At 52.1% G+C, this 20,905-nt stretch carries 16 protein-coding genes; 6 read left to right on the top strand and 10 right to left on the bottom strand.

All coding sequences use genetic code 11. The features are described 5' to 3' along the window. Positions 1–7 precede the first annotated feature (7 nt). The 3 genes from B5M13_RS09290 to B5M13_RS09280 all read right to left on the bottom strand — a co-directional run bounded on the left by B5M13_RS09290 (position 8) and on the right by B5M13_RS09280 (position 4,437). Positions 8–997, bottom strand: coding sequence for an NAD(P)-dependent oxidoreductase (locus tag B5M13_RS09290; RefSeq protein ID WP_080055417.1), 990 nt, complete (start codon positions 995–997; stop codon positions 8–10). A gap of 115 nt (positions 998–1,112) precedes the next feature. Then, positions 1,113–1,925: a universal stress protein gene (locus B5M13_RS09285; protein ID WP_080055416.1), complete on the bottom strand. Its 813-nt coding sequence runs from the start codon at positions 1,923–1,925 to the stop codon at positions 1,113–1,115. Positions 1,926–1,971: 46 nt separating this feature from the next. Beyond that, positions 1,972–4,437, bottom strand: a complete 2,466-nt coding sequence (locus B5M13_RS09280; protein WP_245859901.1) for a phosphoketolase family protein — start codon at positions 4,435–4,437, stop codon at positions 1,972–1,974. Positions 4,438–4,550: 113 nt separating this feature from the next. Here B5M13_RS09280 and B5M13_RS09275 point away from each other — a divergent pair, with 113 nt between their 5' ends. Then, a complete protein-coding gene (locus B5M13_RS09275; protein WP_245859899.1) occupies positions 4,551–7,067 on the top strand; it encodes a cation-translocating P-type ATPase in 2,517 nt (838 codons plus the stop codon). On the opposite strand, the gene B5M13_RS09270 is transcribed toward B5M13_RS09275, so the two are convergent. Next, positions 7,056–7,367: a thioredoxin family protein gene (locus B5M13_RS09270; protein WP_080055413.1), complete on the bottom strand. Its 312-nt coding sequence runs from the start codon at positions 7,365–7,367 to the stop codon at positions 7,056–7,058. The two genes, B5M13_RS09275 and B5M13_RS09270, sit on opposite strands and share 12 nt — an antisense overlap. Positions 7,368–7,678: 311 nt before the next feature. Here B5M13_RS09270 and B5M13_RS09265 point away from each other — a divergent pair, with 311 nt between their 5' ends. Then, the gene (locus B5M13_RS09265; RefSeq protein ID WP_080055412.1) at positions 7,679–9,283 is read left to right on the top strand and encodes a sensor histidine kinase; all 1,605 of its coding nucleotides are present in this window, start codon (positions 7,679–7,681) and stop codon (positions 9,281–9,283) included. Further along, positions 9,261–10,307, top strand: coding sequence for a response regulator (locus B5M13_RS09260; protein WP_080055411.1), 1,047 nt, complete (start codon positions 9,261–9,263; stop codon positions 10,305–10,307). The genes B5M13_RS09265 and B5M13_RS09260 overlap by 23 nt, the downstream gene beginning before the upstream one ends. A gap of 17 nt (positions 10,308–10,324) precedes the next feature. On the opposite strand, the gene B5M13_RS09255 is transcribed toward B5M13_RS09260, so the two are convergent. Further along, on the bottom strand, positions 10,325–11,527 hold the full coding sequence (locus tag B5M13_RS09255) for an acetate/propionate family kinase (RefSeq protein ID WP_245859897.1): 1,203 nt from the start codon (positions 11,525–11,527) through the stop codon (positions 10,325–10,327). 180 nt (positions 11,528–11,707) lie between these two features. Between B5M13_RS09255 and glgP the strand changes: the two genes are divergently transcribed. Beyond that, positions 11,708–13,417 (top strand): alpha-glucan family phosphorylase, encoded by a 1,710-nt coding sequence (glgP, locus tag B5M13_RS09250; RefSeq protein ID WP_245859896.1) that lies wholly within the window; start codon positions 11,708–11,710, stop codon positions 13,415–13,417. Positions 13,418–13,593: 176 nt separating this feature from the next. After that, complete coding sequence (locus B5M13_RS09245; RefSeq protein ID WP_080055408.1) at positions 13,594–14,136, top strand: hypothetical protein; 543 nt, start codon at positions 13,594–13,596, stop codon at positions 14,134–14,136. A gap of 24 nt (positions 14,137–14,160) precedes the next feature. On the opposite strand, the gene B5M13_RS09240 is transcribed toward B5M13_RS09245, so the two are convergent. The 5 genes from B5M13_RS09240 to B5M13_RS09220 all read right to left on the bottom strand — a co-directional run bounded on the left by B5M13_RS09240 (position 14,161) and on the right by B5M13_RS09220 (position 19,606). Further along, a complete protein-coding gene (locus tag B5M13_RS09240; RefSeq protein WP_080055407.1) occupies positions 14,161–15,444 on the bottom strand; it encodes an MFS transporter in 1,284 nt (427 codons plus the stop codon). Positions 15,445–15,573: 129 nt separating this feature from the next. Next, positions 15,574–16,215, bottom strand: coding sequence for a bifunctional 4-hydroxy-2-oxoglutarate aldolase/2-dehydro-3-deoxy-phosphogluconate aldolase (locus B5M13_RS09235; protein ID WP_080055406.1), 642 nt, complete (start codon positions 16,213–16,215; stop codon positions 15,574–15,576). Then, on the bottom strand, positions 16,212–17,225 hold the full coding sequence (locus tag B5M13_RS09230; RefSeq protein WP_245859894.1) for a 2-dehydro-3-deoxygalactonokinase: 1,014 nt from the start codon (positions 17,223–17,225) through the stop codon (positions 16,212–16,214). The genes B5M13_RS09235 and B5M13_RS09230 overlap by 4 nt, the downstream gene beginning before the upstream one ends. 10 nt (positions 17,226–17,235) lie before the next feature. Further along, the gene (locus B5M13_RS09225) at positions 17,236–18,504 is read right to left on the bottom strand and encodes a mandelate racemase/muconate lactonizing enzyme family protein (RefSeq protein ID WP_080055404.1); all 1,269 of its coding nucleotides are present in this window, start codon (positions 18,502–18,504) and stop codon (positions 17,236–17,238) included. Between the two features lie 67 nt (positions 18,505–18,571). After that, the gene (locus B5M13_RS09220; protein ID WP_080055403.1) at positions 18,572–19,606 is read right to left on the bottom strand and encodes a LacI family DNA-binding transcriptional regulator; all 1,035 of its coding nucleotides are present in this window, start codon (positions 19,604–19,606) and stop codon (positions 18,572–18,574) included. 550 nt (positions 19,607–20,156) lie between these two features. Here B5M13_RS09220 and B5M13_RS09215 point away from each other — a divergent pair. Further along, positions 20,157–20,867: a YciE/YciF ferroxidase family protein gene (locus B5M13_RS09215; protein WP_080055402.1), complete on the top strand. Its 711-nt coding sequence runs from the start codon at positions 20,157–20,159 to the stop codon at positions 20,865–20,867. The last annotated feature ends 38 nt before the right edge of the window (positions 20,868–20,905 follow it).

Raw genomic sequence — 20,905 nt, 5'->3', positions numbered from 1 at the left:
GTAAGGATCAACATACGGATGCATGAGGAATATGAATCGTTTTCTGGTTTTCATAGAATGAAAACTGTTGGAGCAACTGCTGAGCCATCTGTTGAAGCGTTTCTTCGGTCAGGAATCCCTGGTGGGCCGTTAATAGCACGTTCGGGTGATGGCATAACCGATCCAACAAACTATCGTCAAGATCTCTGTCCGAAAAATCGTAATGGAAATAGGGCCGTTCCCGTTCATATACATCAGCCCCATAGCCAGCCAGTTGCCCAGCATCCAGTGCCTTCAGAACAGCCGCCGTATCGACAATCCGCCCCCGCGCTGTATTCACTAAGATGGCCGTAGGTTTAAGAGCTGCCAGTGTATAGTCGTTGATAAGGTATTCGGTAAGGGGAGTAAGCGAGCAATGCAGGGAAACAATATCGGCCTGTTGCAGTAGCTCCGCCAGTAATCCATACTGAACCCCGGCTCCAATCTGTGCGGGATCGCGTTGCAGGTCATAGGCGATCACCTTGCAGCCAAAGCCTAGCATGATTCTGGCAAACGCCCGACCAATACGACCAGTCCCAATAATCCCAACGGTTTTTCCATGCAGATCAGTCCCAACCAGTCCGTCGATGCGAAAGTCGGCCAGTTGCACCCGATCGTGGGCTTCGGGCAAGTGCCGAACAAGCCCTAGCACTAGTGCAGTTGCCTGTTCAGCTACTGAATAGGGCGATAGTCCGGGAATTGTCAGCAGGGTCATCCCTAGTTCGTCTATGGCCTGCTGGTCGACATTATCAAGACCAACACAGCGCATACCTACGACCGATACGCCCAGCTTTTTTAGCCATAGCAAAACGGGGCGGCTTAAGTCATCATTGGCAAACGCACAAACCGCCTGATGCCCTTTAGCCAGCTCTACAGTTTGCAGACTTAGGGGCTTGTCGATGAACGTAATTTGATGGGTAGTACCCAACTCAAACCAGGGTTTCTCGAAAGAAAATGCGCTGAAAAAAGCAATGTTCATTACGTTGCAAACGGCTACAGATGAATCCGTAAAGGTGCTGGTATGGCAACGGTCACCCTATGATATTCGTCAGGTGCCTTACTGATTTACCTCCATCGGTCAATTGGTGAACCAGCTAGATGGCCGCCAGCACCGGCACCAGACTCTGACGGGCCACATGCTGCGTATTACTTTCCATTAGGAAGGTCTGGAAACAGGTATGCGGCCTGGGCAGCATCATGATCAGGTCAACTTTATGATCGGCCCGAAAATCGTCCAGCACAATACTCAGATCATTTCCGGGTAAAAAACTAAACGTATGGGGTTGATCGGCCAGTAATTTACGGATGCCTTCGGCAGCTTTCTGGAGGGCTTCGTCCGGTTCATCTTCCATACAGACGATGTCCAGTGCGGCCCCGAAAAGTTTGGCAAAACGTTTGGCATTGGCCAGCGCCAGCGCATCAATAGGCTCCGACAGATCGACCGCCAGAATGATTGTCTGCACGCGCCGATACCGGGCTCCCGGTGGCACCAGCAGCATAGGGACTTGCGTTCGGGGAATACGTTTCGTAGCCAGACTTCCCTCCAGGCGAGCCTTCTCCGGATTTTGACCCGCCAGCCCCATCACCAGTAAATCCGGTTTTAGCCGGGCGATTTCGGTGTCAATAGCTGTTTCGGCATCACCCGGAAACGCAATAATCGATACATCAATAGCCCCTTTCGTTGCACTAGTCATCCGTGTCCGCAAACGACTAAGCTGACTGATGGCCTGAAAACGCTCCTGATCAGTAAAGGAAGCGACCGAGCCATGCATGTCGGCCAGCGTAACGGGTGTGTAGGCATGAACAATGGCCAGGTGCGTACGAAGCTGATTCGCCAGTTGGCAGGCATAGTCAGCAGCCCAGAATTCATGGTTTGAAAAATCAGTGGCCAACAGGATGGTTTTCATAAAGAATTGACTTAACGGTAACGCCTAAAAAGGCGATCAACATTGACTAGCTTCTGACTTCGGGCATATCGACTCCCTCCCGCCGAATGTAGGCTTTGTGCTGGTCCAGCTTCTGATAGCACCAGTCTGTTAGTTTCTGGGTGTCGGTACGTTTACTCAGATGCTCCAGTGCTGCCAGCACCAGTTGGTACCGGCTCATATTGTTCAGCACCAGCATATCGAAAGGGGTTGTCGTACGGCCTTCCTCCATATAACCCCGCACATGAAACCGGGTCGGATTAGTCCGATGGTGCAGCAGTTCATGAATGAGTGTTGGATACCCATGAAAGGCAAACACCACGGGTCGGCTCTCCGTAAAAAGCTGTACAAAAGCCGCTTCAGGAAACCCATGCGGATGCCGATCCGGCGACTGCATGGTCAGCAGATCAACTACATTGACCACCCGAACCCGCAATTCGGGCAGGTGTTCCGTTAAAATAGCGGCAGCTGCTACTGTTTCGTTGGTCGGTACATCGCCAGCGCAGGCCAGCACCACATCGGGTTGATGCCCTGTAGCATTACCTGCCCACTCCCAGTCCGACATACCCCGGCTGCAATGAGCGCGTGCTTCGTCAATGGTTAGCCATTGGGCCTGCCTGGCTTTAGACGCTACAATCAGATTTATATAATCGCGGCTTCGCAGGCAGTGGTCGGCCACGGCCAGCAAGCAGTTACTATCCGGGGGCAGATACACCCGCGCCATTTCGCTTTTCTTTTCAACTACCAAGTTAATAAAACCCGGCGCCTGATGCGTATAGCCGTTATGGTCCTGCCGCCAGACGTGCGACGTCAGCAGATAGTTGAGCGACGCCAAGGGTTTCCGCCAAGAGGTTTCCCTGCTCACTTTCAACCATTTGGCATACTGATTCAGCATCGAATCGACCAGCGGTATGAATGCTTCGTAGCAGCCAAATAACCCATGCCGCCCGGTGAGCAGATACCCTTCCAGCCAGCCTTCGCAGGTATGCTCGCTCAGGATTTCCATCACCCGGCCATCGGGCGACAAAAACTCGTCGGTTTCGGTCATGGTACCCATCCAGGCCCGCTGCGTAGCCTGAAAAAGAGGAGCCATTCGGTTCGACGTGGTTTCGTCGGGGCACACCACCCGAAAATTCCGGGCCGATTCATTCAGGCAAAACACATCGCGCAGGTACAATGCGAGCGTATGCGTACCTTCGTCGGTAACGCTTCCGGGCGAGGTAACCGGCACAGCATACGACGTATAATCGGGTAGTTGCAGCGGCACGAGTTGCTGGCCTCCATTGGCGTGGGCATTCATACCCATACGCCGGGAACCCGTGGGGCAGGTCGCCAGCACATTGGCAAATGGACGCCCCAGACTATCGAACAAATCCTGTGGGCGGTAACTCCGAAGCCAACCCTCCAGAACAGCTAGTTGGGCAGGCTGACCAGCCGGATCGGCAACAGGCAACTGGTGCGCATGCGAGGTATTCTCGATTGGTTTTCCATCGACAGTCAACGGGCAGGTCCATCCTTTGGGCGTTTGCAGAATGATCATTGGCCATGTGGGTACACCCGTTAGCAATCCCATACGTGCCCGATGCTGAATGGCCTGAATTTCTTCATAGGCCCAGTTTATGGCCTGCCACATAGCCGCATGAACCTGCATCGGATCGCTCCCGCCAACAAACCGAACTTGATACCCATAGCCCGTAAACAGACTGGACAACTCAGGCTGGCTCATGCGGCCATAAATGGTCGGTCCGGACAGTTTATACCCGTTTGCGTGCAGAATGGGCAATACAGCCCCCGAGGTGGCCGGATTAAGGTACTTGTTCGAATGCCAGGCGGCTGCCAGTGGCCCGGTTTCGGCCTCCCCATCGCCAACAACACAGGCAACCAGCAAATCAGGATTATCCAGAGCCGCGCCAAACGCGTGCGACAGGCAATACCCCAGCTCACCTCCTTCCTGAATCTGTCCGGGTGTGCCCGGCACCAGATGGCTCGGCAAGCCATAAGGCCAGGAGAATTGCCGAATTAGTTCGCTCATCCCGTCCATACCTACCCTAAACTCCGGGTAAAACTCACCCATTGTTCCTTCGAGGTAAAGGTTCGCCAGAATAGCGGGCGCTCCATGACCCGGCCCAACGACCATAAGCAACTCCGCGTTGGTATCCTGAATCAGTCGATTCAGATGCGTGTACACCAGGTTCAGCCCTGGCTGCGTACCCCAGTGCCCCAGCAGGCGCGGTTTAATATCGGATGCTTCCAGCGGTCGCTCCAGCAGGAAATTATCACGCAGATAAAGCTGAGCCGCACCAAGGTAATTAGTCGCCTGCCAATAACGATGTACATTCGTCAATCGTTGGGGAGAAGGCTCGACGGTAGAGGGAACGATAGTCTGGTTCATTCGTATTGAGGATGTAAAATAGAGGTAGGTTACCATTGGCAAAGTTGTCGACTGACGGACGGCGGTAGTCTGATGGACATTAGGTGCTTCTATGACTTTCATCAGTTGGTTCTCGGTGGCATCAGGTGTGAGTAAAATCAGCCTCCCGACCAATCCATATCAGTTGATACAGTGATCCGCGAGGGCAATTTTGATACACCAACCATCCGTAGTCTATGCCTTCTCCTACCCTCGGACCTATGCCCAGTTTAGCCGGATTGACAACCGATGAAGTCAATGTATCGCGAAGCCGGAACGGGGCCAACGCCTTACCTGAGCCCGAAAATCGCTGGCAACTACTGATCGATATTGTTACGGAGCCTATGTTTGGCTTACTGGCTGGAGCCTGCACCCTCTATGGGTTTCTGGGCGAGTGGCAGGAAGGCATCGTTCTCGGCATAGCGATGCTGGTTGTGGCGGGATTATCTGTTTTTGAATCCATCCGCAGTGATAAAGCGTTGCAGGCGCTCCGCCAGTTAACGCAACCCACCGTTCAGGTGATGCGCGACGGGCAACTTACGGATCTTCCGACAACCGAGTTGGTGGTTGGTGATGTGGTGCTGCTGACCGAAGGGCAAACTGTTCCGGCCGACGGGCGGCTCCTACAGGCCAATGATTGCACAGTCGATGAGTCTATGCTTACAGGCGAGTCGGTTCCGGTAGCGAAAATTGAAGAAGGCACTCGTTTATACAGTGGTACGGTGCTCACGTCCGGTCGGATATTTATCTGGATTACGGCGGTTGGCCAACAGACCGAACTCGGTCAGCTGGGGCGTTCGCTCCAAACGATAGTTGCCGAAAAAACACCACTACAACAGCAGATTCACCACTTCGTAAACCGCATGGCCTTCGCAGGACTTGGGGCCTTTTTGCTGGTTTGTAGCATCAACTTCGCCCGTTCTGGCGATTGGGTCACATCACTACTGTTTGGCCTAACCATGGCCATGACCATCCTGCCCGAAGAAATCCCCGTAGCCTTCAGCAGTTTTATGGCGTTAGGAGCGGCTCGAATGGCCCGGTTCGGTGTGCTGACCAAACAACCGCAGACCGTTGAAAGTCTGGGATCTGCGTCGGTCATCTGCGTCGACAAAACCGGAACGATTACGCAGGAAGGGATGCTCCTAACCCATATTTACGCGAACGGCGAAACGACCCTTATCGCTGCTGACAACAAGCCCCACCTGCCAATGGAAGCCTGGGAGGTGTTGTCGTATGCCCGATGGGCCAGCGAATCGGAACCGTTCGACCCAATGGAAAAAGCGATTCTAACGGCTTATGTAGCGCATAGCTCCCCAAGCGATCCGGTTCAACGACCCATGGTACATGAGTATCCGCTATCGGGCACTCCTCCCATGATGACGCATGTGTATGACCCAGCCACGGGGAACGCTCAGGTAGCCGGAAAAGGAGCTGTCGAACGAATCGTTCAGAGTTGTCGGCTACCCCCTTCCGAAGCCAACACCATTTTGGAAACGGCTCGTCTGCTATCGGCCAAAGGCTATCGCGTACTGGGTGTTGTGGGTAGCCATTGGTCAGAGGCTGCCTATCCGGCCAATCAGGACGATTTCCCGTGGACATTTAAAGGGCTGATCGCGTTCGAGAATCCGCCCAAACCCAACGCTGGTTGGGTCATTGACCAGTTCAAACAGGCCGGTATCATCGTCAAGCTCATCACCGGCGATGCTCCCGAAACTGCCCTCGCCATTGCCCGGCAGGTCGGTCTGGACGAAGGAATAGCCTGGCTGACGGGCGAACAGGTAATGGCCCTGTCGGATCGTGAACTTCGCAAAAAAGTTGACCAGATAAATGTATTTGCCCGTATGCTGCCTCAGGCTAAACTGCGGGTGGTCGAAGCGTTAAAGGCCAACAAACAGGTGGTTGCCATGACCGGCGACGGAGTGAATGATGGCCCCGCCCTAAAAGCAGCCCATATTGGCGTGGCTATGGGCCAACGTGGTACTGAACTTGCCCGCCAGGCGGCCTCCCTCATTCTGACCAACGACGACCTGGGTAGCATGGTCGATGCGATTGCTCTGGGTCGGCGCATTGATCAAAACCTGAAAAATGCAATCGCCTATATCGTTGCCATTCATATTCCCATCATCCTGACCGTAACGCTTCCCTTAATCGCCAACTGGCAGTATATCAATCTACTTAACCCAATTCATGTCATCATCCTGGAACTCATTATGGGTCCAACCTGTTCCATTGCCTTCGAACAGGAACCCGCCGGAGCCGGATTGATGCAGCAACCACCCCGCCCATTGAATGCTACTTTTTTTACCTCGCAGGAATTAACCCTGAGTCTCATCCAGGGATTGGCTATCACCCTGACTACGCTCGGCATCTATTATGTGACCATGCAACTTGGTTATTCGGCTAATCTGGTTCGTACGCTTACGTTTACCAACCTGGTCATGAGCAACATCTGGCTAACCTTCATCCGTCGATCAAACCAAGAGCCGCTGATTCGGTCAGTACAAAGGCCAAACCCAGTTTTGTGGACTGTTGTCGGCGTTACGGCCCTTATGCTGGCCGCTGCACAAGGGATTCCGGGGATTCGGGATCTCATGCAGTTTACGCCACTGACCGTTGCTCAATGGGGTCAATGTTGCCTGCTCTCCCTGGCGGGAACCGTATGGGTGGAAGGGTATAACGCGTGGCAGCGACCGTCTAAGGGGTTAGGCCTGTAGCAAATTTCGAGGCAACAGATCAAGCAAACTGGTGTTGGGCATTCCCTCCTGTCGCCACAACTCGGTTCCCTGAAGCAGCAATATGAAGGCCGGAAGTCTCTGCAACCCAAAACTACGAACGATAGCCGGATGAGCTGCCGCTTCAATTTTTAGTACCCTGATTTTTCCCTCAAGCTGATATTGCAACTCACTAACCATTTCCTGCACTGCCGAATAGGGTTTATCGTCTGTAGGAATAAATGTCAGTAACACGGGCAATGTCACGCTGGGCACTAACCGTTTTGGGCGGCCTGTATTCATAAGCGTATTGTTTCCTGAATCGGCCTGATCGATTCATAATGGGGTGAAGATGGCGGTTTATTCGGCGCAAAAAAATGACCTCAATCAGGTAAGGAACTAATATTAATAGAATAGCCAGATGGGCTATCGATCAACGCCCCAGTCAAGCCTCCCGAAAGCATGACATCTCCGCATGCTCATACGCACCCAGTGCTAGTTAATACAGCGTGGATAGTGGCAATTTTATTAGCCGATAAGTTGCATCAACATAGCTTCATTCCCGTACTTTGTTCCCAACTACCCCTAACCATAAACTTCTCCAAGATCCTTCCATGTTTAAAGGCATCGATGCCACAGCCCTGATGAACATCCTGTTCGAGCAGGAAAATGACTTCCTGGGCGTGTATGATTTCCAACAGAATCACTACATACGCATCAATCGGGCGGGGGTGCAAATGCTCGGCTATCCTTCCGAAGAGCTTCTGCTGGGTCAGCCTCAGCTTTCGTTCAGAAGTCATCCCCTTTCGTCAGACGAGTGGACAGATCTGGTTGGGCGCCTGAAACTGAAAGGGCACGTCGACGAAGAAACTGAAATCCGACGGTACACGGGGGATACATTCTGGGGACGTATAACCCTGAAGTTATTTTCCGGCGACCAGATGATGCTGGTGCGTATCGCCAATCTGGACCGACTACACCGTACCGAACGTGAGCTGGACCACAGCGTTCGGCGGTACGAAGCCGTTTTTACCAAGGCTACGATTGGGATCATTGTTGCCAATGAGCAGGGGCAGATTGTGTCTGCAAATCACATGGCCAATCAGCTATTCGGATACGCGGATGATGACCTGATGGGCGTGTCGATTGAACAACTTGTACCCCGGAGCGTCAGCCAGTACCACGAAAAGCTCCGGCATTCGTTCAATAGCAATCCACAGTCCCGACCGATGGGGCACAATCGGGATCTGTATGCCCAGCGTCAGAATGGCACCCTGTTTCCGGTCGAAATCAGCCTGGGCTATTTCCGGCTCGACAATACACTCTACGCCGTAGCCTACATCGTCGATATCACGTTCAAAAAAGAAGCCGAACGGCAACTGCTGGAACAAAAAGCCAACGTAGAACGGCTCAATACTGAACTCGAGCAGAAAGTAGCCGACCGTACCCAGGCTTTGATGGATACGCTGGAGCAACTGGAGCAATCGAAAGATGAACTGGCTCAGGCCCTGAAAACAGAGCGGGAACTCGGCGAACTTAAATCGCGCTTCGTATCGATGGCATCTCATGAGTTTCGCACACCACTTACGGCCGTACTTAACTCCACCTCGCTGATCGAAAAGTACCCCAACGCCGACCAGCAGGACAAACGCCAGAAACACCTGCAACGCATCCGGGCATCGGTCAAACACCTCAACGATATTCTGGAAGAGTTTTTATCGGTAGGCCGACTTGAAGAAGGAAAAATTACGGCGCATCCTGCTCAGGTAGATCTTGTTCTTCTGGTGGAAGAAGTGGTGCACGACATGAGCAGTTTATTGAAGGCCGGGCAAACGGTTGACATAGCGATACAAAGTCCGTCTTCGATCTGGCTCGACCCCTCGCTGCTTCGTAAAATCATGGTCAACCTCCTGTCGAATGCCATTAAATATTCGGGCGAAGGCACTTTGATACAAATAGAAGGGCATTGCGCTAACCAACAGATAACCGTAGCGGTGATTGACCAGGGTATTGGCATCTCACCCGACGATCAACAACACCTGTTTGAACAGTTTTTCCGGGCTAAAAACGCAACAAATGTATCGGGTACCGGCCTGGGACTACACATTGTGGCCCGATATGTCGAACTCATGCAGGGGACCATCCATCTGCAAAGTGAATTGAACAAAGGGACCACCATAACCTTCAGCTTACCGTATGAAAACCATCCTCTTGATTGAAGATAACGAAGCCATTCGCGAAACAACCGCCGAAATACTTGAACTGGCCAACTACCATGTCCTCACCGCCGAAAATGGCAAAATCGGAGTTCAGATTGCTCTGGAAACCAGACCCGATCTGGTTATTTGCGACATCATGATGCCCGTTTTGGATGGCTACGGCGTTTTGCAGGTCTTCAACCGGAATCCAGACCTATCGGGCGTGCCCTTCATTTTCCTGACGGCCAAAACCGAGCGAAACGATTTTCGGAAAGGCATGGATCTGGGGGCCGACGACTACCTGACCAAACCCTTCGAAGAGAGTGAGCTACTGAGCGCCATAGAAGGCCGTCTGAATCGGTTTACGCATTTACGACCCGATTATGACCTGAAACAGGATGGCCTTGCGCAGTTTCTGGACGATGCCAAATCCGTAGGGAATCTGAACAGCCTGTCGGTCGATCGCAAACCACATAACATCCGCAAAAAGCAGTACGTCTATTCGGAAGGTGACGACCCAACCCGACTGTTTTTCGTTAAGTCGGGTAAAGTAAAGACGGTGCGCAACAACACCGATGGCAAGGAATTTATTACGGGTATTTATGGGCCGGGTGAGTTTTTCGGTTATTTCGCCCTGTTGGAAAACCGCGACTACACCGATTCGGCCGTTACGCTGGAAGATTCTGAACTGCTCTACATTCCCAAAGACGATTTCCTTCAACTAGTCTCCAGCAACCCCGATGTCAGTCAGCAGTTTATCAAATTGCTGGCCGGGCGAGTTGGCGAACGTGAACAGCAGCTACTGGGTATGGCCTATAGTTCGCTCCGCCGTCGGGTGGCCGACACCTTACTTCGCCTGCACAACCAACAGCCCGACACGCTGATCCAGTTCTCCCGCGATGATCTGGCCGCTCTGACGGGTACGGCCACTGAATCGCTCATCCGAACCCTCAGCGAGTTCAAACAGGACGGGCTTATCGAGATCAATTCATCGGGCCATATTCGGGTGGCGCAACCGGAAAAACTACGCCGGGCCAACTGGTAAGTTTAGCTAAACTACTTCTAAAAAGTTACGTCTCTTAAATGTAGCACCTGCCGGGTGTAACGAGCGATCATGACCTCTTCATCGGTAGGAATAACGCGTACTACGGGCCAATGGCCGTTGGGGGAGATAATGGCTTCGCTGGCCTGGTTTCGGGCTGGATCGAGCATGACACCCAGATAGGCCAGACGCTCGCAAATCCGGGTGCGAATAGTCGGTGCGTTTTCGCCAATACCTCCGGTAAATACTAATGTATCGAGTCCATTCAGCACAGTAACCAGTGCGCCCAACTGTTTAGCCGCCAGGTAACCAAACAACGCTATTGCTTCGGCTGCGGCTGGCTGGTCTGGCTCCAGTTGAAGCAACATCTGCATATCAGAACTAGTCCCTGAAACGCCCAACAGTCCCGACTCATCGTTCAGCAACCGACTGAGTTCTGAGCTTTCTACCTCCCGATGGTTCAGCAGGTAGAGCACGACACCGGGATCCAGATCGCCTGTTCGGGTTCCCATCATCAAGCCACCCGTGGGCGTAAAGCCCATTGTTGTATCCATACATTTGCCCTGCCGAACAGCCGCCATACTGGCTCCATTGCCCAGGTGCGCCAGCACTACGCGTCCATTGGCGACGTCGTCTCCGGCTTCCTTTCGTAGTTGATCCAGTACATACGCATACGACAATCCGTGAAACCCATAGCGCATAACGCCTTCCTCGGCCAGATAGCGGGGTAAGGGTAATCGTCGGGCTAGCGCAGGCATACTGTGATGAAACGCCGTATCGAAGCACACAACCTGAGGCAACTGCGGATACTGAGCCGCTACCGCTTCAATCAGGCTGATTTCGGCGGGCAAATGATCAGGCGCCAGTGGGATCAGTAAACGTAGATCAGCCAGTAGCCGGGCTGTTACCCGCTCTGGTGTCCAGTAGCGTTCGCCCCCATGTACTATACGATGGCCAACCGCTCCGATGTGCAGATGGCTTTGCTGATGAAGCCAGTCGAACAGAACGTTCAGGGCAGCCATATGGTTGGGCAATGCCAGCGCGTCCGTGTTGGTCTGGTGCCCATCGGTTCGTTCAAACGCTCCCGTAGTCTGCCCGATTCGGATCAGTTTACCCGACGCTATCTGTTGTTCGGCCAGATCATAAACAGCAAACTTAATACTCGATGAACCACTGTTTAGCACAAGTAGTTGAGAGGGCATTTCCGGTTGGGAAGTATTCATGCAGTGCTTCGGTATAGGTCTGGCAAAACTCCCCATCGGAGGCCCAGTCCCCCATGACCACACTCAACAAAACAGCTGTTTGTGGTCAATTGTCTGATAAGAATCAGCCTTTGGGCTGTTTGGTTTCAGCCCGATGCGCAAAATGATTACCGACCTTCGGGCCATCATCAACCTGATTCTATGGATTCTACAACCGCAATCGCTTCGGAGCGTATGCCCTTGGTGGCTTATTTTTCAATGGAATATGCCTTTGTCCAGTACCTCAAAACCTATTCAGGGGGGCTGGGTTTTCTGGCTGGTTCGCACATGCGTAGTGCGTATGCGCTTCAACAGCCGATGGTAGCCGTCGGTATTCTCTGGAAATACGGCTATTACGATCAGGTCCATAAAGCCGATCAAACTATGGATGTGCTGTTTATGGAGAAGCACTACAGCTTTCTTCAGCCAACCAACCTCCGCTTTCAGATTCAAATCAATCAGTCGCCTGTCTGGGTAACAGCCTATTACCTGCCGCCAACCGCCTTCGGCACTGTACCGACGTATTTTCTGTCGACTGATCTGCCCGAAAATGATTATCTGGCGCAAACCGTCTGCCATCGGCTCTACGACCCAAACCCTGAAACCCGGATTGCGTCCAGTATTTTACTGGGCATTGGGGGCGCCAAACTCCTGGAGCAGCTTCAATTCAAACCAGACGTTTACCACATGAACGAAAGCCATCCGCTGCCACTTGCCTTTTATCTCCTTCGGCAATTAGGCAGCCTTGAGGCCGTTCGGGAGCGACTGGTGTTTACGACACATACGCCCGAAGAAGCCGGAAATCCCCGCAGCGATTGTCGGTTACTGGATCGTATGGGCTTTTTCGACAACCTCCCCCTGGAGGATGTCCAGCGAATCACGGGGATGTATGACGAGTCATTTAACTGGGCGCTGGGCGCTTTGCGCATGGCCGGACGTGCCAATGCGGTTTCGAAACGCCATCAGGAAGTAAGCCAGCAAATGTGGCAAGGCGCCCCAGACGTTTGCCCCATCATTGCTATTACCAATGCCCAGAATCACCAGTTCTGGGGTGATCCGGTACTGGACACGGCAGCCGCTGCTCAGGATGATGCCACACTGCTTTCGCGAAAACGAGCCAGTAAACAGGTTCTCTTCGAGCTGGTTGCCAATCAAACGGGTGATCTGTATGACCCAACTGTATTTACCATTGTCTGGGCACGACGCTTTGCAGGCTATAAACGCGCCGACCTGCTGCTATCAGACCCGGCCCGATTTGACCGTCTGCTGACAAATCCAAAATACCCGGTGCAAATTATATGGGCCGGAAAACCCTATCCGTTCGATTACGCCAGCATCGGCACCTTCGACCGTCTGGTTCATGTATCGAAGCAGTATACGAATTGCTCAGTGCTGGTAGGATATGAACTCTACCTGTCGAAATTACTCAAACAGGGAGCCGATTTATGGCTTAACACGCCCCGACTCACCCGCGAAGCTTCGGGAACCAGTGGTATGACAGCGGCCATGAATGGTGCGATCAACTGCTCAACCAACGACGGCTGGATTCCTGAATTGGCCCGATCTGGCGAGAACAGTTTTGTATTGCCCGAAGCGAATCTGGCCTGGCCCGCCCATCAGCAGGATGACTTCGACGCGGAAAACCTGTATACATTGCTGGAAACAGTCATTTTGCCCATGTACTACGAACAACCGAACCAGTGGCTCCAGCGAATGAAGAACAGCCTGCACGACATACTTCCCTATTTCGACGCCGACCGAATGGCGCGGGAGTATTACGAAAAACTCTATTCGCTCCCCCAACCTATTCACATGGCTGCTGCGAAGCCCAGAGAGATTGCTGTCCGGGTGCCGTCAGATGCTCACATCTGACGGCAGCGAGGTTGCTCAAAAATCGAACGGTTACCATCAACTCGGTTTTAAGAAACCTCACTGGGCACGTTCTTCAACCTGCCCACACAGCGGGAATGGCAATGTTCTTTACAAATCATCAAAACAGAATCATCATCCTGCGGTTTTTAATCTCAAGACAACCCCATTCATTATCGATGACATCCATTCGCTCCCGTCTGTTTCACGTATTGCTGCTGCAACTAAGTACAGCTGGTTTGCTGATGGCTCAGCAAACGCCGGATATTCGTCAGGTACGTTGGGGGTTCTCGCCCAAACAGGTCAAAGAAGCAGAAAAAGAAAAACGTACATCGTCGAAAGCCGACAAGCTGGTGTATGCCCGAGTGCCGCTGATTAACCGAACCGTTGGGCTTGAATATGGCTTCAACGGCGACTCGCTGCTTTCGGCCTCCTATTACTACTACACCACGGCATCGATCTCGGAAGCCGATGTAACGGCCGCATCGAACGAACTGGAAGGGCTACTTCGCGAAAAGTATGGCCCCGGAAAGGTAAAGCGTGTGGGTGAACTCCAGACGGTAAACTGGCTCACTCCTCGCACCCAGATTACACTTTCGCTCGGCAAGGTAGACAGGGGCTGGTCGATGGAGTTGATGTACCTATGCCGGGTCTGTTCGGGCGATCCAGGTCCCAAAACCAATCAAGCCTGGAAACCGCTTAAAGAGATACCGGACTTGTAGGCAATCTGTCTTGTGTATTCCCTACTATACCGTAATTGGTCGAATAGAACGGGTAAGCAGATGGATAATGCCCCAGGCAATCAGGTAGGTAAAGCCGCAGATGGTAAACAGAACATTATACCCTCCCGACAGATTCCCTTCGGCCCGGTATCGGTCCAGTAAACTACCTACCAGTATCGGAAAGAGAATGCCACCTACAGCACCGGCCATACCGCCAATACCCACCGCTGAACTGACCGCCTGTTTGGGGAACAAATCGGAACCCAGCGTAAATACGTTTGTGGCCCATGCCTGATGAACCGCTACCGCCAGACTGAGCAGCCCAACCGCCATCCAGACGTTGGTAGCCAACTGGAGCGAAATCACTGACAGTTCAATCACAGCGAATGCCAGTAGTACCGTTTTGCGGGCTTTCAGCGTAGACCAGCCACGCCTGATGAGCTGTGATGACAAGTAACCACCCCCAATACTACCCAGCGTAGTAGCCAGATAAATAACCATCAGTTCCCAGCTTGGCTTTTTCAGGTCGAGGGCAAACATGGCCGAAAAGTAGGATGGCAACCAGAACAAAAAAAACCAGTAGATAGGGTCGATCAGTCCTTTGCCAACGATGAGCACCCACGTTTGACGATAGGCAAACAGGCTGGTCCAACTAACGGATACAGTCTGTTTGCCTTGCATTTCCTGCCCTGCCAGAATATAGTCCCGTTCGGCTGATGATAGTCGTTGTTGGCGCGCTGGTACGTCATAAAAAATCCACCAGGCCACGAGCCAGACAAATCCCAACGCCCCGGTAATCCAGAATACATCGGGCCAGCCATACGTACGCAAAATATAGGGCACCAACAGCACGGCGACAACCACCCCAATACTCGTCCCCGCATTAAAGAGTCCGGTTGCCAGTCCCCGTTCTTTCTTAGGGAACCATTCGGCCACGGTTTTCATACCCGCCGGGTAATTCCCCGCTTCACCGATCCCCAGTCCGATCCGCGCCAGGCCAAAGCCAACAGCACTGCGAGCCAGCGCATGCAGCATACCAGCCGCGCTCCAGATAATAATCATGACCGCATAGCCTACTTTAGATCCCACCTTATCGATAAACCAGCCCGACAGCAGTAACCCAACGGCATAGGCCGCCGTAAAGGCCATGACGATGCGGGCAAAGTCGGTTTCGGACCAACTGAATTCTTTTTCCAGAATCGGTTTTAACAACCCAATAATCTGCCGGTCAAGGTAATTGATCGTGGTGGCAATAAACACCAGAAAGACAACGAACCAGCGGTAATTTGTCATACGGGAAGCAGACATAGGGGAATTGATTAATACGCTACGCGGTCATTTGGTGGTCTTTTAATAGTTTTCTCATCGCTCGTCCGTGCTTGTAACGCGGGTGTTAACCCGCGACTTTTAGCCAATTGTCGTGGGTTAACACCCGCGTTACGACACGGTAAATGCCCTTTTTACAGCTACAAAATGGGCTTTCAGACCTAACCAGTCACGTTGCCGGATCAGAGCTTTGTCGATCAGTTGGCTCCCCATGCCTACCCCATCGGCGCCTGCTTTTCGATAGTCGCTTATAGTAGATAGATTGACGCCCCCCGTCGGTAGCAACTTCACATCGTCTAGGGGTGCTTTTATATCGCGGATGTATTCAGGACCCAACATACCTGCCGGATATACCTTGACCATCGTAGCGCCCAGCATCCAGGCCCGTTCAATCTCGGTCGGGGTAAACGCGCCCGGAAAAATAGGGACCTGCTGCTCAACACATCGCTGAACAACCAGTTCATTGAGCGTAGGCGTAACAATAAACTGAGCGCCCGCAGCCAGCGCATTTTCCAGATCGGTCAAGGTTCGGACCGTACCGGCCCCAATATTGAGCTGGTCGGGATACTGAGCCTGGGCTGCCTGAATCATTTCCGCAGCGCCCGGTGTGTTCATCGTGACTTCGATGGTTGTCAGGCCGCTTTCTATATAGATTGGGAGCATTTCCGCAACGTCTTCGGCGGTCAGATGCCGCACAATGCCCACAATAGGGCATTTCATAAATAAGTCCCACGAAAACGGGCGTTGATTCATGAGTCTGTTTCGGCTAAGGTGAGTTGATGATTCATGATCTTGCGATGACCCGCAGTAGCCGCATACCGGATGTGCCCGGCATCAATGCGGGTTGTATACTGCCAGAGCCCAAGAACAGTAAGGGCTTCTGTATAAAAATCGACTAGGTTGTTATCACAGCAAAGTACTAGCCGCCAATCCGGTTTTTGAAGCAACTCCCGTAATTCGGCCCCGATCAATAAACCACTTAGGTAGAGAGCATTCTGCGGTCGGGTGAGTTTACCAAACAGTTGATTCGTTCGAACGGCAAACAGCGTATGCAGCAAAGCCGTTGATTCTGAAGCCCGCACCCCTTCCTGAAAATTGGCCCGGTACAGTGTTAAACCATTGGTCAAGTCAGCCACATCGGTCGACTCTTTCAGGATGGAATAGCTCGTCAACACACTGAACACCTCGCCCGTCATGAAGGTCTGGAAGTCAATAAGTTGACCATTTTCTATATACATATGCTTGGAATGCGTACCGGGAAAAATCAGCACCGAGCGATTTGTTTCCGTAAGTAAGTCGCTCAGGCCGATCATCTGCGTTTCTTCACCCCGCATGACATCCTGCGACCCTCGCACACCTGAAATCAGCAGTAAGCGATGGTTGAAACCAGGTCGGGGGGCAAACCAGTAAACACTTACCTGAGATCCATCGAGCGAAAAGGGCAAGTTCGCATAAGGCAACTCAGCCATCCCGATCGACGACGACGCCATGCCTGACAGTACCACCGGCACCTGCTCCAGCGAAATAGCCAGCGAATCGGCCAGAGCGTTGATCTGTGTTTTTAGAAATTTACTGAAAAAGGTTTCCCGTTCAATCTCAGTCCGGTCGTGCTCAACTTTCCAGGTATCGAACGTAGCCGCTACCCCTGTCGGCAACAGTTGCTCGCCCCATACCTGACCACTCCGGGTGTCGACCAGCCGAAGCCGGAACGACGATGTACCCCAGTCGCAACTAAGCAGCAATTCGTTCATAACTCGATTCATCCGATCTTATCTACCAGTTATGAATCGACCCGTCGGGTGCGCGCAAAACCGGATGTGGATACTTGGTATTTTCTTTTATCTCGGTAATGAAGGTAGCTTTTTTGGGGTCGAAGCGCACACCCAACCCTGGATTCGGATTCAGGTAGAGCTTACCATTTTTGAAATTCAGATAGTCCTCGTTGAAATAGGCTGGCTTTTCAGGTTCACCCCCAGCCAGTTCCATCAGGCATCGCACGGGGCTACTGGCCCCCAAAACATGCACCAATGCCGCCGTTGAAAGGGGTCCGGTAAAGTGCGGAATCATGCCCACGTAATGCGTTTCGCAAATGGCCGCCAGCTTCTGAAATTCATGAATGCCACCCGTATTGGGCAGGGTAAACCGCGTGTAGTCGATCAGGTGATTTTCAATTAGTTCGTTCGAATCCCAACGGTCGCCAAACTGTTCACCAACGGCAATGGGTACTTTCAGCATAGGCCGTAACGTTCGGTAGACCCCCGGATTTTCGGAGCGAACAATATCTTCCACAAAATAGGGTTCCATCTCCTCCAGGGCCTGACAAATCTTGATGGCTTCCTGGGTGTCGAAACGGGTATGCAGGTCAATGGCCCATTTACCGCCCCCACCTACTGCGTCGTTGATCCGTCGACTGAATTCAATCGTCTTTTTCGCATTCTCATAGAAGTCGAAGGGTTGTTCGCCATTGCCACCGGTTGGCCCGATGCGATAGGCCCGAAATCCGGCTTCGATACAGTCACGCGCCCGTTCTTCTTCGGTTTTGGCTTTCGAGGGTCGGAACCCCGTGGCATAACACTCCACATAGTCGCGGGTAGCCCCGCCGAGGAGTTCATACACCGGTACACCCAACGCTTTGCCTTTCAGGTCCCAAAGCGCCATTTCAATAGCGCCCAGAGCATGTAGTTTTTCCCGTCCGGGTGGATAAAACATGCCCCGGTAGAGGTACTGCCAGAGGTGCTCAATTCGGAAGGGATTTTCACCGATAATCATTTGGGCACACTGCTCAATGGTGTCTCTGGCACCCCCTTCGCCAATCCCAATCAGCCCTCCATCGGTTTCGACTTCCACAATCCCCCGCGCCTGGTTAAACAGCGGCTTGGTATAGTCAGGCGCTGCGTAGTACCGAATTTTCGTGATCTTGAGCTTTGGCAAAGCGGCTGCCGACAATGAAGTCAAGCGGGAAGTAGCACCAACGCTATGCAGCCCAGCCAGAGCCGCTAACGAGCCTGACGCCAGCGATTGTAGAAAACGTCTGCGTTGCATACGACGGATGAAACGGGAATAGGAGAATGTTTTCGCTTAAACGATTAAGTAAAGACCAACTAGCTCTTTACCTAATCATCCGTCTTCGCGACGACTCCCGCACCACCAGTTGCGCTTCGATAGTATACTGCTGACTTTCAGACATTTCCCCTTTCAATCGACTCATTAAGATATCAACAGCTTTTTTGGCTAATACGTCGATAGGTTGTCGCATGTAGGAAATGGGGCAGTAATACAGATCGAATACTTCGGCCTGCCCGAAACTGACGATACCTAGATCTTCAGGAACCCGTAAACGCCGTTCGTTGAAATATTTAAGTCCGTTCACGGCCAGGCCGTAGGTGGAGAATATCAGCGCATCGACGGGCGATTCGGCCGATACCAGTTCGTCGATGGCCGTTCGGATCTCGGTTTCAATAGCCTGAAACGATACCCGCTTCAGCCAATTGGCTTCGACCTGGATTTGCCGGTCGCGCAGGGCTTCCTGATAGCCGCGAATCCGTTCGCTGACATGAAACATAGCCGACTGATAAGCAATGAATCCGATGCGTTGGTAGCCATTCTCGATGAGGTGGAGACCCGCTTCGTACGAAGCCCGCGCATTGTTGGTGACTACAAAGTCGGTATCGAACTGGGGAAAGTGACGATCCAGTAAGACAAACGGCAACCGAATCCGTTGCAGATGTTCGACCAGCCGTTCGGAGTGTTCGGATGATACAATAATGAACCCATCGACCTGCCGATTAATCAGCACATTCATCAGATCCCAGGCTTTATCGGCATCTTCGTCGGAACTGCCGATAATCACGGTGTACCCATGCCGCCGGGATTCATCTTCGACCTCACGAGCAATGTTGGCAAAAAATGGATTGGAAATATCGGCAATAATCAGCCCGATGGTAAATGTTTGTCCTTTCCGAAGGCTTTTAGCCAACAGGTTTGGCTGATAGTTCAGTTCTTTGGCAATGGCCCGAATCTTCGCGGCAATCTCCTGCCCTACCCGGCCCTCTTTTTCCTTGCCACTCAATACGTACGAGACCAGGGCGGTAGATACACCGGCCAAGCGGGCAATATCACTAAGCGAGACTTTGTCGGATCGCATACCCTATAAATACCGTCAAAGATAGACGCCATCCCTGACTAACTGCAACTATGCGTTCATTTTACACCCATTCGGTTAGCCAGGCCTGATGGGAATTATTCATGTCCCCACCAAGCCTGTTGACGTACCACCAAGATCCGACGCTTTGTTGGACGGACGGGTCTCGTGATCAATTTTTTAAATAGCCGTTTCATTGTGTTGTTGTTTATCTGTTCGTCTGACCAGTTTCGGCCATTGAGAAGCCCGATCTGGTGCTACAAAATTGAAATTCGGTAGGGAATGTCCCATGCCGAACCCAGACGGAATGATAAAACAGCGAAGTGAACTAGCGATAATCCGGTTTCAATCGTAGACGGGGACGCTACGTAAAACACAACTCTTCGAAAATAATGTAGATTATTTCATGTGTAATAATCTACTTATTCTGTAGAAAAATAGAAACACTGATAATATTGAGAAAACAGGTAACCTACAGAGTCTCAGCAGTTGGCCCGAAATTGGCAATTCAGGATAACGTTTTAACAAGTACTAATCACAAAACATCAGAATCATGGCAACATTTGGAGAACGCATCGCCAATTTTTTTGGAGGAACGGACACCGAAACACAGGAAGGTCTGAAAAGTCTGTTCATTACTGAGCTTCAGGATATTTATTACGCTGAAAAGCAGGCTGTCAACGCTTTGGGCGAACAGGCCGATGCTTCTACAACGGATGAGGTTCGGAACGCGTTTCTGCAACATCAGCAGGAAACGCGTAATCAGGTAGCCCGGCTGGAACAGGTATTCAGTAGCATGGGCATTGATGCCGACGAAGGCACCTGCAACGCAATAGACGGTCTGGTCGATGATGCCCACCGTGTAGTATCTAATACGGACTCCGGTTCATTAACCCGCGATGCCGGATTAATCATTGCCGGTCAGAAGGTTGAGCATCACGAAATTGCATCGTATGGCTCGGCCGTAACGCTGGCCCAGGTATTAGGCTATCATGAAGCGGCTCGTCTGCTTCAGCAAACCCTGGACGAAGAGAAAAATGCGGACAAGAAACTGACCACGCTGGCCGAATCGTTCGTCAACAACCGGGCTGCTGGTGAATCGAATGATAACAATTCCGATTGGAATTCGTCCAGCAACTATTCGGATCGGGACAGTACCAGCGATAGCATTGTGAACCCAGATGGCACCCGTTATGCTGACTCAAGCCGTGGCATGACAGGTCTATCGAACGAATCGACGTCTGGCAGCGTCATTGGGTATTAATTCCGTTTTGTAGCGGATAGTGTTACAGTTAGGGTTTC

The organism is Spirosoma aerolatum (assembly GCF_002056795.1).
In the GTDB taxonomy this organism is placed as follows: Bacteria; Bacteroidota; Bacteroidia; order Cytophagales; family Spirosomataceae; genus Spirosoma; species Spirosoma aerolatum.
Note: the sequence above shows the minus strand (reverse complement) of the source record. Positions and strands in the feature narration are given on the sequence as shown.

Coding starts and splice junctions, on each gene's coding strand:
- B5M13_RS09290 (WP_080055417.1), bottom strand. CDS start 997: ATGAACATTGCTTTTTTCAGCGCATTTTCTTTCGAGAAACCCTGGTTT.
- B5M13_RS09285 (WP_080055416.1), bottom strand. CDS start 1,925: ATGAAAACCATCCTGTTGGCCACTGATTTTTCAAACCATGAATTCTGG.
- B5M13_RS09280 (WP_245859901.1), bottom strand. CDS start 4,437: ATGAAAGTCATAGAAGCACCTAATGTCCATCAGACTACCGCCGTCCGT.
- B5M13_RS09275 (WP_245859899.1), top strand. CDS start 4,551: ATGCCTTCTCCTACCCTCGGACCTATGCCCAGTTTAGCCGGATTGACA.
- B5M13_RS09270 (WP_080055413.1), bottom strand. CDS start 7,367: ATGAATACAGGCCGCCCAAAACGGTTAGTGCCCAGCGTGACATTGCCC.
- B5M13_RS09265 (WP_080055412.1), top strand. CDS start 7,679: ATGTTTAAAGGCATCGATGCCACAGCCCTGATGAACATCCTGTTCGAG.
- B5M13_RS09260 (WP_080055411.1), top strand. CDS start 9,261: ATGAAAACCATCCTCTTGATTGAAGATAACGAAGCCATTCGCGAAACA.
- B5M13_RS09255 (WP_245859897.1), bottom strand. CDS start 11,527: ATGAATACTTCCCAACCGGAAATGCCCTCTCAACTACTTGTGCTAAAC.
- glgP (WP_245859896.1), top strand. CDS start 11,708: ATGGATTCTACAACCGCAATCGCTTCGGAGCGTATGCCCTTGGTGGCT.
- B5M13_RS09245 (WP_080055408.1), top strand. CDS start 13,594: ATGACATCCATTCGCTCCCGTCTGTTTCACGTATTGCTGCTGCAACTA.
- B5M13_RS09240 (WP_080055407.1), bottom strand. CDS start 15,444: ATGTCTGCTTCCCGTATGACAAATTACCGCTGGTTCGTTGTCTTTCTG.
- B5M13_RS09235 (WP_080055406.1), bottom strand. CDS start 16,215: ATGAATCAACGCCCGTTTTCGTGGGACTTATTTATGAAATGCCCTATT.
- B5M13_RS09230 (WP_245859894.1), bottom strand. CDS start 17,225: ATGAATCGAGTTATGAACGAATTGCTGCTTAGTTGCGACTGGGGTACA.
- B5M13_RS09225 (WP_080055404.1), bottom strand. CDS start 18,504: ATGCAACGCAGACGTTTTCTACAATCGCTGGCGTCAGGCTCGTTAGCG.
- B5M13_RS09220 (WP_080055403.1), bottom strand. CDS start 19,606: ATGCGATCCGACAAAGTCTCGCTTAGTGATATTGCCCGCTTGGCCGGT.
- B5M13_RS09215 (WP_080055402.1), top strand. CDS start 20,157: ATGGCAACATTTGGAGAACGCATCGCCAATTTTTTTGGAGGAACGGAC.